Genomic DNA, 14,365 nt, shown 5'->3' with positions numbered 1-14,365 from the left:
CATGCCCTACCGCCGCCCCCCTGCCGTGCAGGCACGCCTCGACGCCCGCCGCGACCGGGTCCTGGAAGCCGCCGTCCGCCTGCTCTCCCGGGAGGGGTACGGCGGCTGCTCCGTCGCCGCGATCGCCGCCGAGGCCGGCATCTCCACCGGCAGCGTCTACCAGTCCTTCTCCGGGAAGTCCGAACTGGCCGCCGCCCTCTTCCGCACCCTCGTGGCCCGCGAACTGGAGGCGGTCGCCGCCGCAGCCGAACGCCCCGGGACCGCCGCCCAGCGCGTCGCCGCGGCCGTGGAGACCTTCGCCTCCCGCGCCCTCCAGGCGCCCCGGCGGGCCTTCGCCCTCCTGGCGGAGCCCGCGGACCCGGCCGTGGACACCGAACGCCTCGTCTTCCGCCGCGCCTTCCGCGACGTGTACGCCCAGCGGATCGCCGAGGGCGTGGCCGGCGGCGAACTGCCCCCGCAGACACCCGAGCTGACCGCCGCCGCACTCGTCGGCGCCATCGCCGAGGCACTCGTCGGACCGCTCGCCGACGGCGACGCCGCCCCCGGCGACGTCATCCCGGGCCTGATCACCTTCACCCTGCGTGCCCTTGGAGGACACGATGCCCCAGACGCATGAGGTCACCAACCAGGTGCCGCCGCACCACGGCTACGACGCGGCGGCCGACCCGGCCCTGCTGGAGGCGCTCGCCCGCGAGGGCGCCGCCTGGGCCGCGCCCGAGCTCCACCGCCTCGGCGTCCTCGCCGGCTCCGAACAGGCCGCGGAATGGGGGCGCCTGGCCAACGAGAACCCGCCCGTGCTGCGCACCCACGACCGCTACGGACACCGCATCGACGAGGTCGAGTTCCACCCGCACTGGCACGAGCTGATGCGCACCGCCGTCGGCCACGGCCTGCACGCCGCGCCCTGGGCGCAGGACCAGGACACCCCGGGCGCGCACGTCGCCCGCGCCGCGAAGTTCCTCGTGTGGAGCCAGGTCGAGGCGGGCCACACCTGCCCCGTCTCCATGACGTACGCCGCCGTGCCGGCGCTGCGGGCCGCGCCCGACCTGGCCGCCTGGCTGGAGCCCCTGCTCGCCTCCCGTACGTACGACTTCGGGCTGCGCCGGCCCGACACCAAGCGCGGGCTGATCGCCGGCATGTCGATGACCGAGAAGCAGGGTGGCTCGGACGTCCGCGCCAACACCACGACCGCCGTCCCCGCCGGCGACGGCACGTACCGGCTGACCGGCCACAAGTGGTTCACCTCGGCCCCGATGTCCGACGTCTTCCTGACCCTGGCGCAGGCTCCCGGCGGGCTGTCCTGCTTCCTGCTGCCGCGCGTGCTGCCGGACGGCAGCCGCAACCGCCTGCTCCTGCAGCGGCTCAAGGACAAGCTGGGAAACAAGTCCAACGCCTCCGCCGAGATCGAGTACGACGAGGCCTTCGGCTGGCTGGTCGGCGAGGAGGGGCGCGGCGTCGCCACCATCATCGAGATGGTCAACATGACCCGCCTGGACTGCGTCCTCGGCGGCGCCTCCGGCATGCGCCTGGGGCTGATCCGGGCCGTCCACCACGCCACCCACCGGCGCGCGTTCGGCAAGGCCCTGGTCGACCAGCCCCTGATGCGCAACGTCCTGGCCGACCTGGCCCTGGAATCCGAGGCCGCCACAGCCGTCGCGCTGCGCCTCGCCGGTGCCACGGACCGGGTCGCACGCGGCGACGGCGACGAGGCGCTGCTGCGCCGGATCGGGCTCGCCGTGACCAAGTACTGGGTCTGCAAGCGCGCACCCGGCCACGCCGCCGAGGCCCTCGAATGCCTGGGCGGCAACGGCTACATCGAGGACTCGGGCATGCCCCGCCTCTACCGGGAGGCCCCGCTGTCCTCCATCTGGGAGGGCTCCGGGAACGTGGCCGCCCTGGACTCGCTGCGGGCGATGGCCCGGCAGCCGGATACCGTCGAGGCCTTCTTCGCCGAGGTGGGCCGCGCCGGGGGCGCCGACCGGCACCTGGACGCCGCGGTGGCCGGCCTGCACAAGCAGCTCGCCGACCCCGCCGAGGCCGAGTACCGGGCCCGGCAGCTCACCGAGACCATGGCGCTCGTCCTGCAGGCCGCGCTGCTCCAGCAGCACGCCCCGGCGGCGGTCGCCGACGCCTTCTGCGCCTCCCGGCTGGGCGGTGAGCACGGCGGCGCGTACGGGACCCTGCCGACCGGGGTGGACACCGAGGCGATCCTCGGCCGGGCCCGTACCGTCACGGTCTGACGCCACGGCACAAGAGTACGGCCCGGCGGCACTTGCGCCGCCGGGCCGTGGCCGGCACACCCGCGGGATCCGGTCGGATCAGGGGTGCCAGACCTCCTTGATGGTCTTGATCTTGCCCTCGCCGTCGACCGTGATGTCGTAGATGTTCCCCGAGCAGCTGTACGGGGCCTTCACGGCGGCCTGGTTCGTCATGCAGTCGCCGGCGTGCATCCACAACTCGCCCACGGGGACGGACTTGGTGGAGCCCGAGCCGGTGGCCAGCTCGGCCGTCACCTCCTCGGCGAAGAGGTAGTACTTCGCCTCGCCCTTGCCGTGGTAGATCCAGTCGTTGGGGGTGCAGGTCGGCTGCGCGTCCTTGGCGGACATCGAACCCTTCGACGGCGGCACCGCGGGCTCGACCATCTTGTGGCCGGCCGGCGGCTTCGGCGGCTGCCCGCAGTCGTTGCCGGGCTCGCCCGTGGACCCGCCGCCCGGCTTGCCCGAAGGCTTGGCCGACGGCTGGGCGGCGGAGCCGACGGACGAGCCGGCCGAGGCGCCGGCGGACGAGCCGGACGGGCTGCCCGAGCCGCCCGCCGAGGCCTCCTCGGGCCCGCAGGCCGCTATGGTGCCCAGCGCCGCGACGACAGCAAAGGCGCTGATGGTGCGTCGAATTGACTTCACGTCAAATCCCCCGATGGCTGAAAAAATGTCGTGATCATGGCCGATCGGGATGTGTTTCTACACCAGGAAATGTTGAAGATCCAATCGCCGAGCCGCGGCGGGAGAGCGGCCCCAGGAGGCGAGGTGGAACGGCGCCGATGCCGCCGGCCCCGTCCAGCTCGTCGATGAAGCAGTGGGCGTCGGTCAGGGCCACCGGCCTCCCGTCCCGGTTGCGGCCGACGGCGGTGGGCATGCAGATGCAGAAGCCCGTGGGCGCCTCGGGGGAGGGGTGGGAACACGGCCGAATCCGGTACGGGCGAAACCCGTACGGGCCGGACGAACACGGTCGGACTTCGCCAGCCGCGGCCCGCGGTGCGCCGGTCGGAACGCTGCAACCGGTACCCCGCCGTCCGCGTCTGTGCCGTCGACGGCAGGAAGCCGCAGGGGCGACGGGGGACGGACATGAGAAGCGCGCGCAGCAACGCGATGCTGGCCACGGCGGTGGCGGTGGTGGTCCTGGGCCTCTCCGCCTGCTCCCCGACCGAGGACCCCGGCCCGGGGTCGCCGGCGCACCCCTCGGCCGGATCCGGTTCCGCGCACCCCGCCCCGTCCGGCTCGGCAGCCCCGGGCGCCCCGTCCGGAGCCCCGCACCCGAGCGGCGCCTCCTCGGGCGGCCCGGCCCCGTCCGGGCACGCTGCCCCGGGCTCCGTGTCCCGTACGGGGGCCCCGTGGAACCTGGACCGGATCGACCAGCGCAGCCGGCCCCTCGACGGCAAGTACGCCGCGGCCGCCGACGGCAGCGGGGTGCACGTGTACGTGCTCGACACCGGCATGGAGGTCAAGCACGCGGAGTTCGGCGGCCGCGCCTCCCTCGGCGCCGACTTCGTCGGGGACCCGGACGCCGGCGACTGCCTCGACGGCGGCGGGCTTGGCCACGGCACCTTCGTCGCGGGCATCATCGGCGGCCGCACCTACGGCGTCGCCCCGAAGGCCGAACTCGTCCGCGTCCAGGCCATCGGCTGCGAGGAGGGCGGCAGTTCGGCGCAGGCCAAGGACACCTCGGCGTCCGGCGACGCGTCCGTCATCCAGGCCGTGGAGTGGGTGACCGCGCACGCCCGCCGCCCCGCCGTGGTCAACATGTCCCTCAACCTCAAGACCCGGTCCGCCGCCCTCGACACCGCCGTCCAGCACATGATCGAGTCGGGCATCACCACCGTCGTCGCCGCGGGCAACTTCGGTGACGACGCCTGCGGGCACTCCCCGGCCGGGGCGCACGGCGCGATCGTGGTCGCCGCGGCCACCGACGAGGACCGCCACTGGAGCGACACCGAGACCTTCGGCTCCGGGCACGGGTCCTGCGTGGACCTCTACGCACCGGCCGCGAGGATCACCTCCGCGGCGGCGGGCGGGGGCACCGTCACGAGCGACGAGTCCGCCACCTCGTGGGCCGCCCCCCACGTCGCCGGAGCGGCCGCCCTCTACCTCTCGGCGCACCCCGCCGCGACCCCCGCCCAGGTCCGCACCTGGGTCACCGGCCAGGCCTCGCGGGACGTCCTGACGGGAGTCCCGGCAAAGACCCCGAACCGCCTGCTGAACGTCGGCGGCCTCTGACCGGCCGGCCGTTCGGCAGGAGCTGCTCGGCCGCCGGCTCAGCGGACAGCGGCGCCGAACCACTCGCGCAGCCGGCCGAGCAGCTCCTGCGGGTCCTCCCCGACCCACGCCACGTGACCGTCCGGCCGCAGGAGCACGCCGGACACGCCGAGTTCCTGCAGTTCCTCGCCGGCGTCGACGACGTGGTCGACCCGGTCGGCCCAGCCCTCCACCGAGAGCCGGCCGGCCCGGTCGAGCAGCAGTCCGCGCCCGCCGCGCATCAGCTCGTAGAGGCGACCCTGCTTCAACTGCACGTCCCGCAGCCGCCGACCGAGCAGTTGGTGGCCCTCGCCGAGGTCGTAGCGGACGTCGACCGCCGTGATCATCCCGGTGACGTAACGGTTCACCTCCTCGAAGTCCATCAGCCTCGACAGCAGTTCCCGCAGCGCGGTCGCCCCCGCGCCGGTCCCCAGCAGCGTGATCTGCGCGCGGGTGTTCTCCAGGACCCGGGCGCCCACCGGGTGGCGTTCGGCGTGGTAGCTGTCGAGCAGCCCTTCCGGCGCCCAGCCGGCCACCGCGGCGGCCAGCTTCCAGCCCAGGTTGAACGCGTCCTGCACCCCGAGGTTGAGGCCCTGCCCGCCGGTCGGCGGGTGGATGTGCGCCGCGTCGCCGGCCAGCAGCACCCGGCCGACGCGGTAGCGCTCGGCCTGCCGGGTGGCGTCCCCGAACCGGGAGAGCCGGCGCGGCGAGTGCACGCCGAAGTCGGTGCCGGCCACCTCCCGCAGCTGCTGCCGGAACTCCTCGAGGGTCGGCGCGACCGTACGGTCCTCGGCCACCCCCGCGGCGGGCACGACGATCCGGTGCAGCCCGTCCCCGAGGGGGATGACGCCGAACCGCAGCTGGGCCTTGCGGACCTCCTCGACGACGGCGGCGACCGTCTCCGGATCCGCGGTCAGCTCCATCTCGCCGAGCAGCGTCTCCACCCTGGACGGCTCGCCGGGGAAGCCGACGCCGAGCTGCCTGCGCACCGTACTGCGGGCGCCGTCGCACCCGACGAGGTAGCGCGAGCGCAGCCGAGTGCCGTCCGCCAGCTCGACGTCCACGCCGTCCTCGTCCTGGCTCAGCGCGACCACCTCGCAGCCGCGCCGGATCTCGGTGCCGAGCTCGCGGGCGCGCTCGTCGAGCAGCCGCTCGGTGGCCGGCTGCGGAACGGACAGGCCGTACGGGTGCGCCGTGTCCAGCCGCTCCGGCCACGGCTTGAGGATGCCGCCGAAGAAGCCGCCCACCTCGAACTTCTCGCCCGCCGCGAGGAACCGGTCCAGCAGTCCGCGCTGGTCCATGATCTCCACGCTGCGCGTGTGCAGGCCGCGCCCCCGGGACTGCCCGGTCTGCTCGGCCAGCCGCTCCAGCACCACCACGTGCACCCCGTGCAGCCGCAGCTCCGCGGCGAGCATCAGCCCCGTCGGCCCCCCGCCGACGACGATCACGTCCACCGCATCCACCACATCCCCCACGTCCGCCATGACAAGGCCCCCCTCCACGATCGGATTCCGGCCGGCCGCGATCGGCTCATTCGCGCAGGTACTTCGCGAATCACCGATTTCCGCAGTTTCCGGCTTCGGCAGGAGATTCTGCGGCACCACCCGGCCCTTGCCGCAAGGCCCCCCGTGCGCTATATGTTGAAAAGGGCAAGGAGTGGACCACTCCTCGCCTTTTCTTTTTTTCGCGTTTTCCGCCAAAAGCGAGCTATGTCCGGGAAAGACGCTTCGGCGCGGCGCGGCGCCACCGGCCCCGCCTGGCTCTACTGTCTCCGCATGGCTGAGATGTTCGATCACAACCCACAGGTATGGACCGCCGGCCGGCTGCGCGAGGTGCTGGCCGCGCTGCCCGAGGAGACTCCGATCCACATCGGCGTCGCCGACGGCCCCGGGGACTTCGAGAGCTACGGCGAGTACGTGCTCGTGGACGCCGAGCCGGTGGAGCTCGACGTGGAGGGCGAGGGGGGCGGCGCCGCGGGCGGGCCCCAGGTGCAGTTCACGCTCTTCGCCGACGTCGCGGCCGGCGCCTACCACCTCGACCTGGACTGACGGGCGAAGACCGACCGGAGCGGCCCCCGCAGCCCGGGGGCCGGCCGTCCCGCGCCGTCCCCGCCGTCGCGGCGTAGCCTGGTCTGAACGCCGGATCCGCCCCGTGAGCGAGGGAGGCGGCGCATGACCGACCCGTACGGCTTCCTCCGCACCCCGCGAAGCCCCGTCCCGGCCCGCCCCGCCGACCAGCGGCTCGGCGACTGGCGCGAGGTCCACGCCGGGCAGGCGCTGCTGCCGCTGGTGTCCGCCCAGGCCAACCGGTGCATGGACTGCGGACTCCCCTTCTGCCACGGCGGCTGCCCGCTCGGCAACCTCATACCCGAGTGGAACGCGTACGCCGCCCACGGCCACTGGCAGGCGGCCTCGGACCGGCTGCACGCGACGAACAACTTCCCCGAGTTCACCGGCCGGCTCTGCCCCGCCCCCTGCGAGGACGCCTGCGTCCTGACGATCAACGCCGACCCGGTCACCATCAAGAACGTCGAGCAGACCATCGCCGACCAGGCCTGGGAGCACGGCTGGACCCCGCCGCTGCCGCCCGCCCGGCTCAGCGGCAGGACGGTCGCCGTCATCGGCTCGGGCCCCGCGGGCCTCGCCACCGCCCAGCAGCTGACCCGGGCCGGGCACACCGTCGTCGTCTACGAGCGCGACGACCGCATCGGCGGACTCCTGCGCTACGGCATCCCCGCGTTCAAGATGGAGAAGACGCACCTGGACCGCCGCATAGCCCAGATGCGGGCCGAGGGCACCGTCTTCCGCACGGACTGCGACGTCGGCGGCAGCCTCGACGCCGCCGGTCTGCGCAGCCGCCACGACGCGGTCGTGGTCGCCGTCGGGGCCACCGAACCCCGCGAACTGCCCGTACCCGGCCGCGAACTGCACGGCATCCACCAGGCCATGGAGTACCTGACCTGCTCGAACCGGGTCGGCGAGGGCGACACCGCGGCCCCGGGGATCACGGCGGCCGGACGGCACGTGGTGGTCATCGGCGGCGGGGACACCGGATCGGACTGCGTGGGCACCGCCCTGCGGCAGGGCGCGCTGTCGGTGGTCCAGCTCGACATCAACCCCGAGCCGGGCGCCGGCCGGCGCGACACCGAGCCCTGGCCCGTCTACCCCAAGGTGTACCGGATCTCCCACGCGCACGAGGAGGCTCGGGGCCGCGACGGCACCGACCCGCGGGTCTTCTCCAGCGCGACCGTGCACTTCGAGGGGGATGCGGCGGGCCGCGTACGGGCCCTGCACCTGACCGCGGTGGAGCCGGCCGCCCGCAGGCCCCTGCCCGGGACCGAGCGCGTACTGGAGGCCGGGCTGGTGCTGCTGGCGCTCGGCTTCTCCGGCCCGGCGCGGGCCTCGCACCTCGACGAGCAGCTCGGACTCGTCCGCGACACCCGCGGAGGCTTCGCCCGCACCCCGGACTTCGCCGCCCGGGGCCCCTCCGCACCGGGCCCGGCGACCTCCGCCCCCACCCCGGCCCACGCCCCCGACGGGGTGTTCGTCGCCGGCGACGCCGGACGCGGCCAGTCCCTGGTGGTGTGGGCCCTCGCGGAGGGCCGGGCCGCGGCCGCCGCCGTCGACCGCTACCTGACGGGGACGACCGAGCTGCCGGCCCCCATCCGGGCGGACGACCGCCCCCTGACGGCCTGACCCCCGGATCGGGGGGAGCCGCTGCAGGCCAGGTCCCCGGGACGGCACAATCGTGAGGTGACTGCTGAAGATCGTTTCCTGTGGCTGGAAGACGTGACGGGCGAGGCCGCACTGGCCTGGGTGGGCGAGCGCAACGCCGAGACCGCCGCCGCGCTGACCGGCGACCCCCGCTTCGGGGAGCTCCGCGGCGAGCTGCGCGAAGTCCTCGACGACGCCGACCGGATCCCCTACACCGTGCGCCGCGGCGCGTACCTCTACAACTTCTGGCGGGACGCGGACCGGCCCAAGGGCCTGTGGCGGCGCACCACGCCCGAGCAGTACCGCAAGGACGAGCCCGCCTGGGAGGTCCTCCTCGACGTCGACGCCCTCGCTGCGTCCGAGGGCGAGGAGTGGGTGTGGGCCGGTGCCGCCGTGCGCTACCCGGACTACCGGCGCGCCCTGGTCATGCTGTCCCGGGACGGTTCGGACGCGGTCGTGGTCCGCGAGTTCGACGTCGACGCCCACGCCTTCGTCGAAGGCGGCTTCACGCTGCCCGAGGCGAAGACCCGGATCGCCTGGCTCGACGAGGACACCGTGTTCGTCGGCACCGACTCCGGACCCGGCTCGCTCACCGCCTCCGGCTACCCGCGCACGGTCCTGCGCTGGCGCCGCGGCACCGGCCTCGCGGACGCCGAGCCCGTCTTCGAGGCCGAGCACGGCGACGTCTCGGCCGTCGGCTGGCACGACGCCACGCCCGGCCACGAGCGGTCCTTCGTCTCCCGCAGCACCGACTTCTTCCACGACGAGCTCCACCTGCTGGCCGACGGCGACCGGCTGGTCAAGATCGACGTGCCGGACGACGCCGGCAAGTACGCGTACCGCCAGTGGCTGGTCGTCACCCCCAAGAGCCCGTGGCTCGGCCACCCCGCCGGCTCCCTCCTCGCCTTCGACTTCGAGGCCTTCCTCGCCGGGGACCGCACGGCGCACGCGCTGTTCACCCCGGACGGGCGCACCGCCCTCGCCGGGCACAGCTGGACCCGCCACCACCTGATCGTGGAGTCCCTCGGCGACGTCGCCACCCGGATCGAGGTCCTCACCCCCGGCCCGGACGGCTGGAGCCGCCGCCCGCTGGCCGACGTCCCGCCGCTGTCCTCGGCGTGCATCACCGACACCGACCCGGACACCAGCGACGAGTACTTCCTCGACGTCTCCGGCTTCCTCCAGCCCTCCACCCTCAGCTTCGGCCACGTCGGCGCCGACGCGGAGGTCCTCAAGCAGGCCCCGACCCGCTTCGACGCCGCGGGACTGGACGTACGCCAGTACTTCGCCCGGTCCGCGGACGGCACCGCCGTGCCCTACTTCGTCGTCGGCCCCGCCGACCGGGACCGCCCGGGCCCCGCCCTGCTCTACGGCTACGGCGGCTTCCGCGACCAGGAGACGCCCGGCTACGACGCGCTCACCGGCCGCGCCTGGCTCGCCCGCGGCGGCACGTACGTGGTCGCGAACATCCGCGGCGGAGCCGAGTACGGCCCCGCCTGGCACCAGGCCGCCCTCGGCGCCAACCGGGGCCGGGCCTTCGAGGACTTCGCCGCCGTCGCCGCGGACCTCGTCGAACGGGGCATCACCACGCCCGACCGGCTCGGCATCACCGGCGCCAGCAACGGGGGCCTGCTCATGGGCGCCATGCTCGTGCGCCACCCCGAGCTCTTCGGGGCGGTCGTCGCCCGGGTCCCGCTCCTCGACATGCTCCGCTACCACCGCCTCCTCGCCGGCGCGTCCTGGATCGCCGAGTACGGAGACCCGGACAGCGAGGCCGACCGCCCCCACCTCCAGGCCCTCTCGCCGTACCACAACCTCGCCGCCGACCGGCCCTACCCGCCCGTGCTGCTGATGACCTCCACCCGCGACGACCGGGTCCACCCCGGCCACGCCCGCAAGGCAGCCGCCCGGCTGCGCGAACTCGGCCACCGGGTGCTGTTCCACGAGAACACCGGCGGCGGCCACGGCGGAGCCTCCGACAACGAGCAGGCCGCCCACAACGAGGCCCTCGCCTACACGTTCCTCTGGCAGCACCTGGTGCTGTGACCCTCCCGACCCCCGCGGCAGGTCCGGAAAATGCTTTGCCGCGCGTCGGGGCGGTCACCGACGATGAACCGCTGTGAGTACCACCCGACGTCTTTCCGGCCTGCTGCCCGACCTCTCGCCGTGGCGTTCCAGCCGCGACTTCCGCACCCTCTTCTTCCAGGGCGCGGTGACGTTCTTCACCTCCTTCATGGCGATGATCGCGCTGCCGCTCCAGATCAAGGAGCTGACGGACTCGCCGCTCGCGGTCGGCGCGATGGGCGCGGTGGAACTCGTACCGCTCGTCGTCTTCGGCCTGTACGGCGGGGCGCTCGCCGACGCCCTCGACCGGCGGCGCCTGATCCTGCTGAGCGAGGCCGGACTCGGCGTGCTCGCGCTGCTCCTGCTGGTCAACGCGCTGCTCCCGGAACCCCTGTTGTGGCCGCTGTACGTGGTCGCGGCCGGGGTCTCCGCGCTGTCGGGCCTGCAGCGCCCCGCCCTGGACTCGCTGATGGCGCGGATCGTGCCGCACGAGCAGATGACCGCGGCCGCCGCACTCAACGCACTGCGCTACCAGATCGGCGCGATCGCGGGACCTGCCCTCGCCGGACTCGTGGTCGCCTACGCCGGCTACGCCGCGGCCTACGCCGCCACCGTCGCCGGGTTCGCCGTGTCCGTGGCGCTGTGCGCCCGGCTGTCCCCGGCGCCGCCCTCGCCCGGAGCGGAGCGGCCCTCGCTGCGCGGGATCGCGGAGGGGGCGCGCTACGCGTGGAGCCGGCCGGTGCTGCTGGGGACGTACGCCGTGGACCTGGCGGCGATGTTCTTCGCCTTCCCGAACACGATCTTCCCCTTCCTCGCGGACGAGCTCGACGCCGTCTGGGCGCTGGGCCTGATGTACTCCGCGGGCGCCGTGGGCTCCCTGCTCCTCGGCGTCACCAGCGGCTGGACCTCCGGGGTGCGCCGCCACGGCCTGTTCGTGGTGTGCGGCGCGGCGGCCTGGGGCCTGGCCATCGCGGGCGCGGGCTGGTTCACGAACATCTGGCTGGTGCTGGTGTGCCTGGCGGCCGCGGGCGCCGGTGACATGCTCAGCGGCCTGGGCCGGGCCACGATCTGGAACCAGACCATCCCCGAGGGGCTGCGCGGCCGACTGGCCGGCATCGAGGTGCTGTCGTACAGCGTGGGCCCGCAGCTGGGCCAGGTCCGCGCCGGCACCATGGCCGGCTGGACCGGCACCCGCCCGGCGTTCTGGGGCGGCGGCCTGATGTGCCTGGCCGCGGTGGCCGCGCTGTCGGCGCTCCTGCCGTCGCTGGTGACGTACGACGCGGAGACCGACCGGGACGCCCTGCTCCGCCGCGAGGCACGCGAGACCCGCGAGGCACGCGAGGCCTGCGAGGCGACAGGGGCGCAGGAGACACACGAGGCGCGCGAGGCCGGCACCTCGGCCTGACCCGGCCCGCCGGCCACTCCGCCCCGCCCGAGCGCTACCCCTTGCACCGGCGCACGCCCGGTGCGAGGGGGCGCGTGCGGGAGCGGATGCGCCATTTCCGAAGAAATTCGTGAGACGCGCGTGCACAAACGGGCGCCCTTTGCGATGGGCTGACGATGGGGGGCCCTTGGTGCTCTCCGGGTGCCGGAGCGGGGACAGGCACCCCGACCGTTGCCGCACCTCTCACCGGAAGGGTTCACGCCGCCGTGAATGCCGCCCAGACAGTTGCCCTCGTGCTGATAGAGGCCACCGCCGCCGAGCCGGTCCGCCCCGTCACCGTGAGGTACCCGCCGCACCCGTCCGCGGCGACGAGCAACCGTGGGGGAGTGCATGAACGAGGGTGAGTTCGACCCATCCGGCGACCAGGCGGTCTCCAGCGAACTGGCCGGCGTCCTGCCGGTGGACTTCACGGCCTTCCATTCCCAGCACCACCGCGCCTACCTGCGCTACGCCGACCTCCAACTGGGCAACCGCAGAGACGCCGAGGACACCGTCGACGACGTGTTCACCTTCCTGCTGAAGGTCTGGCAGCACGCCCTGCGCCAGGAGAGCCTGCACGGATTCGCCTGGGCCGTCCTGCGCGAGCACGTCGAGCGCCGCCTCGCCGTCCTCGGCCGCCCGGTGGCGATGGTCGAAACGGCCTGGTTCGCCGCCCTGCGCCGCGCGTCGCGCGAGCGGCTGGAACTGCTGGAGTCCAAGCTCGGCCTGTACGCGGCCATCGCCGAACTGACCGAACGGCACTACGACGTGGTGCTCCTGGCCTTCCTGCTGGGAAACGACTACGACACCGTCGCCCGGATGATGGGGATCTCCCCGGCCACGGTCCGCTCGCACATCCGCGGCGCCCGCCGGACCCTGTCCCGCAAGCTCGGACTGGACTGGGCCCCCGGAGAGGAGAAGAGCCAGTGGGCGACATGACCCGAGACCGTGACGCCATGGGCTGCGAGCTGGACGCCGCCCTGGAAGACGCCCAGGTGCTGGCGGAGGAGTACGCCGGATACGACGAGTACGCGGCCCGGCGCCGCATCGCCCGCCGCGTCGCGGCCGACCGCGCCCGCGCCCAGCCCCGGCGGGGCGCGGCCGCGGCGCCGGGGCAGGCCGTACCGGCGCCGGGCCCGCCCGGGCCGGCCGAGTCCGACCACCTCGTCCTGGACGCCGCCTGCCACGTACGGGCCGCACGGGCGCTGGACAGCCTGGCCGGGCACCTGGTGGACAGCCGGGCCTTCGCCGAGCTGGCCCTCGCCCCGAACTCCTGGCCGCACAGCCCGCGGTCGGCGCTGCTGTTCGGCTGCCTGCTGCACTTGGCGGGCCGGCCCGAGGGCGCGCAGTTCTGGTTCCAGTACGCGGCGGGCGCCGACTCGCAGGCCGCCGCGCACTGCCTGTACCTGTACCACCTGGCCCGCGCCGAGGTGGCCACCGCCCGGCACTGGAAGCTGCAGGCCGACGCCCTGGCCCCGGACCCCGGCCTGCCGGCCCTGCTGCCGCTGCCCGACAACCTGGAGGGGGCGCTGGCGGCCTCGGTCATCTGGACCTCGCCGCCCATCACCACGCAGGACCTCACGGCCCTGTCGGCTCCGGGGTGCCTGGGCGCGGACCGCTACCGGCTGGGCGCCCGGCTGCGGCGGGCCGTCACCGGCCTCGTACCGGAGGAGGACCCGGACCTCGGGGAGGTGTTCGCGCCCGGCCCGCAGGTCGCGGTGGCCGTCGCCCGCCACGCCCGGCTCGACACCTCGTACCTGACGGACGAGGCGAACGGCTGGGCGCTGGCCCCGCCGCGGCCCGCCCCGCTGCCGCCCGCCCCGCGCCGCTCACCGCAGGAGCGGCCGACGGCGGCCGCGCTGGAGTCCGCGCACCAGGCGCTGCGGGTGCTGGAGCTCGTGAACCGGTTCTCGGGCGGTGTCAGCCTGACCCAGATCGCCCGGTGCACGGGGCTGCCACAGCTGGCGCTGGCGCGGGTGATGGAGCGGCTCGTACGGGCGAAGCTCGCCACCCCGGCCGGCCCGGGAGCCTACGTCGCGGGCACGGCGCTAGCGCTGACCGGAGCCGTCGACGGCCCGGGCCGGCTGAGCCAGACCCTGGCCTGGGTCCGTGACGCGGTCGGCGCCGCCGTGTACGTCGCCCGCTACACCGACGGCGAGGTCTCCATCACCGAGTACGCAGACTCGCCCACGGCGCCGCCCGTGGAGGAGTGGGTGGACTTCCGTGCGGCCGCGCACGCCTCCGCAGTGGGCAAGGCCCTGCTGACGCAGCTCGCGGACGACGGGCGCAAGGACCACCTGGCGCGGCACAGGCTCGCCCGGCTCACCCCGCACACGGTCACCAGCGAGCGCGAGCTCTTCCACCAGCTCGACGACCGGCTGCCGGACGAACCCCTGCTGGACCTGCAGGAGTACGCCCTCGGCACGGTGTGCGCGGCCGTCCCGATCACGGCCGGCCCGAACGCCGAGTGCCTGGCGCTGTCGATGCCGGCCGGCCCCGACCCGGGGCTGCTGCTCCGGGCGGCCCGGATCCTGCAGAGCGAGGCGGCGGCCGTGCTGCTGGCGCTCCTCGTCTCCGGAGGTGCCGACCGGCCCGAGAGGTGCGGTACGGGCGTGTAGCGCGGGCCGCCGAGGCCGGCCGCGGCCGGGCGCCCGCCC

General features: G+C 74.5%; 11 protein-coding genes. 9 read left to right on the top strand and 2 right to left on the bottom strand.

Annotated features, from left to right (window positions below; genetic code table 11):
* Window position 1 precedes the first annotated feature (1 nt).
* Complete coding sequence (locus AB0F11_RS28230) at window positions 2–616, top strand: TetR/AcrR family transcriptional regulator (protein WP_362179384.1); 615 nt, start codon at window positions 2–4, stop codon at window positions 614–616.
* Window positions 600–2,240 (top strand): isovaleryl-CoA dehydrogenase, encoded by a 1,641-nt coding sequence (locus AB0F11_RS28225; protein ID WP_362179381.1) that lies wholly within the window; start codon window positions 600–602, stop codon window positions 2,238–2,240. Before AB0F11_RS28230 ends, AB0F11_RS28225 begins: the two co-directional genes overlap by 17 nt.
* Window positions 2,241–2,318: 78 nt before the next feature.
* On the opposite strand, the gene AB0F11_RS28220 is transcribed toward AB0F11_RS28225, so the two are convergent.
* A complete protein-coding gene (locus AB0F11_RS28220) occupies window positions 2,319–2,900 on the bottom strand; it encodes a hypothetical protein (RefSeq protein ID WP_362179378.1) in 582 nt (193 codons plus the stop codon).
* A gap of 441 nt (window positions 2,901–3,341) precedes the next feature.
* Between AB0F11_RS28220 and AB0F11_RS28215 the strand changes: the two genes are divergently transcribed.
* Window positions 3,342–4,490: a S8 family serine peptidase gene (locus AB0F11_RS28215; protein ID WP_362179375.1), complete on the top strand. Its 1,149-nt coding sequence runs from the start codon at window positions 3,342–3,344 to the stop codon at window positions 4,488–4,490.
* 38 nt (window positions 4,491–4,528) lie between these two features.
* Here the strand turns inward: AB0F11_RS28215 and rox are convergent, their stop codons facing one another.
* A complete protein-coding gene (rox, locus tag AB0F11_RS28210) occupies window positions 4,529–5,992 on the bottom strand; it encodes a rifampin monooxygenase (RefSeq protein ID WP_362179373.1) in 1,464 nt (487 codons plus the stop codon).
* A gap of 291 nt (window positions 5,993–6,283) precedes the next feature.
* Here rox and AB0F11_RS28205 point away from each other — a divergent pair, with 291 nt between their 5' ends.
* The 6 genes from AB0F11_RS28205 to AB0F11_RS28180 all read left to right on the top strand — a co-directional run bounded on the left by AB0F11_RS28205 (window position 6,284) and on the right by AB0F11_RS28180 (window position 14,326).
* Window positions 6,284–6,556 (top strand): DUF6225 family protein, encoded by a 273-nt coding sequence (locus AB0F11_RS28205; protein WP_362179370.1) that lies wholly within the window; start codon window positions 6,284–6,286, stop codon window positions 6,554–6,556.
* A gap of 123 nt (window positions 6,557–6,679) precedes the next feature.
* A complete protein-coding gene (locus AB0F11_RS28200) occupies window positions 6,680–8,203 on the top strand; it encodes a glutamate synthase subunit beta (protein ID WP_362179367.1) in 1,524 nt (507 codons plus the stop codon).
* Between the two features lie 57 nt (window positions 8,204–8,260).
* Entirely contained in the window at window positions 8,261–10,267 is a 2,007-nt protein-coding gene (locus AB0F11_RS28195) for a prolyl oligopeptidase family serine peptidase (RefSeq protein ID WP_362179364.1), read from the top strand.
* 73 nt (window positions 10,268–10,340) lie between these two features.
* A complete protein-coding gene (locus AB0F11_RS28190) occupies window positions 10,341–11,690 on the top strand; it encodes an MFS transporter (protein WP_362179361.1) in 1,350 nt (449 codons plus the stop codon).
* 369 nt (window positions 11,691–12,059) lie between these two features.
* Complete coding sequence (locus AB0F11_RS28185) at window positions 12,060–12,647, top strand: sigma-70 family RNA polymerase sigma factor (protein WP_362179359.1); 588 nt, start codon at window positions 12,060–12,062, stop codon at window positions 12,645–12,647.
* Window positions 12,644–14,326, top strand: coding sequence for an IclR family transcriptional regulator C-terminal domain-containing protein (locus AB0F11_RS28180; protein WP_362179356.1), 1,683 nt, complete (start codon window positions 12,644–12,646; stop codon window positions 14,324–14,326). The genes AB0F11_RS28185 and AB0F11_RS28180 overlap by 4 nt, the downstream gene beginning before the upstream one ends.
* Window positions 14,327–14,365 lie beyond the last annotated feature (39 nt).

The sequence above is a fragment of the Streptomyces sp. NPDC032472 genome, from assembly GCF_040636955.1.
Lineage (GTDB): Bacteria > Actinomycetota > Actinomycetes > Streptomycetales > Streptomycetaceae > Streptomyces.
Note: the sequence above shows the minus strand (reverse complement) of the source record. Positions and strands in the feature narration are given on the sequence as shown.

Excerpts from the sequence above, each read along its gene's own strand:
- AB0F11_RS28230 (WP_362179384.1), top strand. The coding sequence starts at position 2 with ATGCCCTACCGCCGCCCCCCTGCCGTGCAGGCACGCCTCGACGCCCGC.
- AB0F11_RS28225 (WP_362179381.1), top strand. The coding sequence starts at position 600 with ATGCCCCAGACGCATGAGGTCACCAACCAGGTGCCGCCGCACCACGGC.
- AB0F11_RS28215 (WP_362179375.1), top strand. The coding sequence starts at position 3,342 with ATGAGAAGCGCGCGCAGCAACGCGATGCTGGCCACGGCGGTGGCGGTG.
- rox (WP_362179373.1), bottom strand. The coding sequence starts at position 5,992 with ATGGCGGACGTGGGGGATGTGGTGGATGCGGTGGACGTGATCGTCGTC.
- AB0F11_RS28205 (WP_362179370.1), top strand. The coding sequence starts at position 6,284 with ATGGCTGAGATGTTCGATCACAACCCACAGGTATGGACCGCCGGCCGG.
- AB0F11_RS28200 (WP_362179367.1), top strand. The coding sequence starts at position 6,680 with ATGACCGACCCGTACGGCTTCCTCCGCACCCCGCGAAGCCCCGTCCCG.
- AB0F11_RS28185 (WP_362179359.1), top strand. The coding sequence starts at position 12,060 with ATGAACGAGGGTGAGTTCGACCCATCCGGCGACCAGGCGGTCTCCAGC.
- AB0F11_RS28180 (WP_362179356.1), top strand. The coding sequence starts at position 12,644 with ATGACCCGAGACCGTGACGCCATGGGCTGCGAGCTGGACGCCGCCCTG.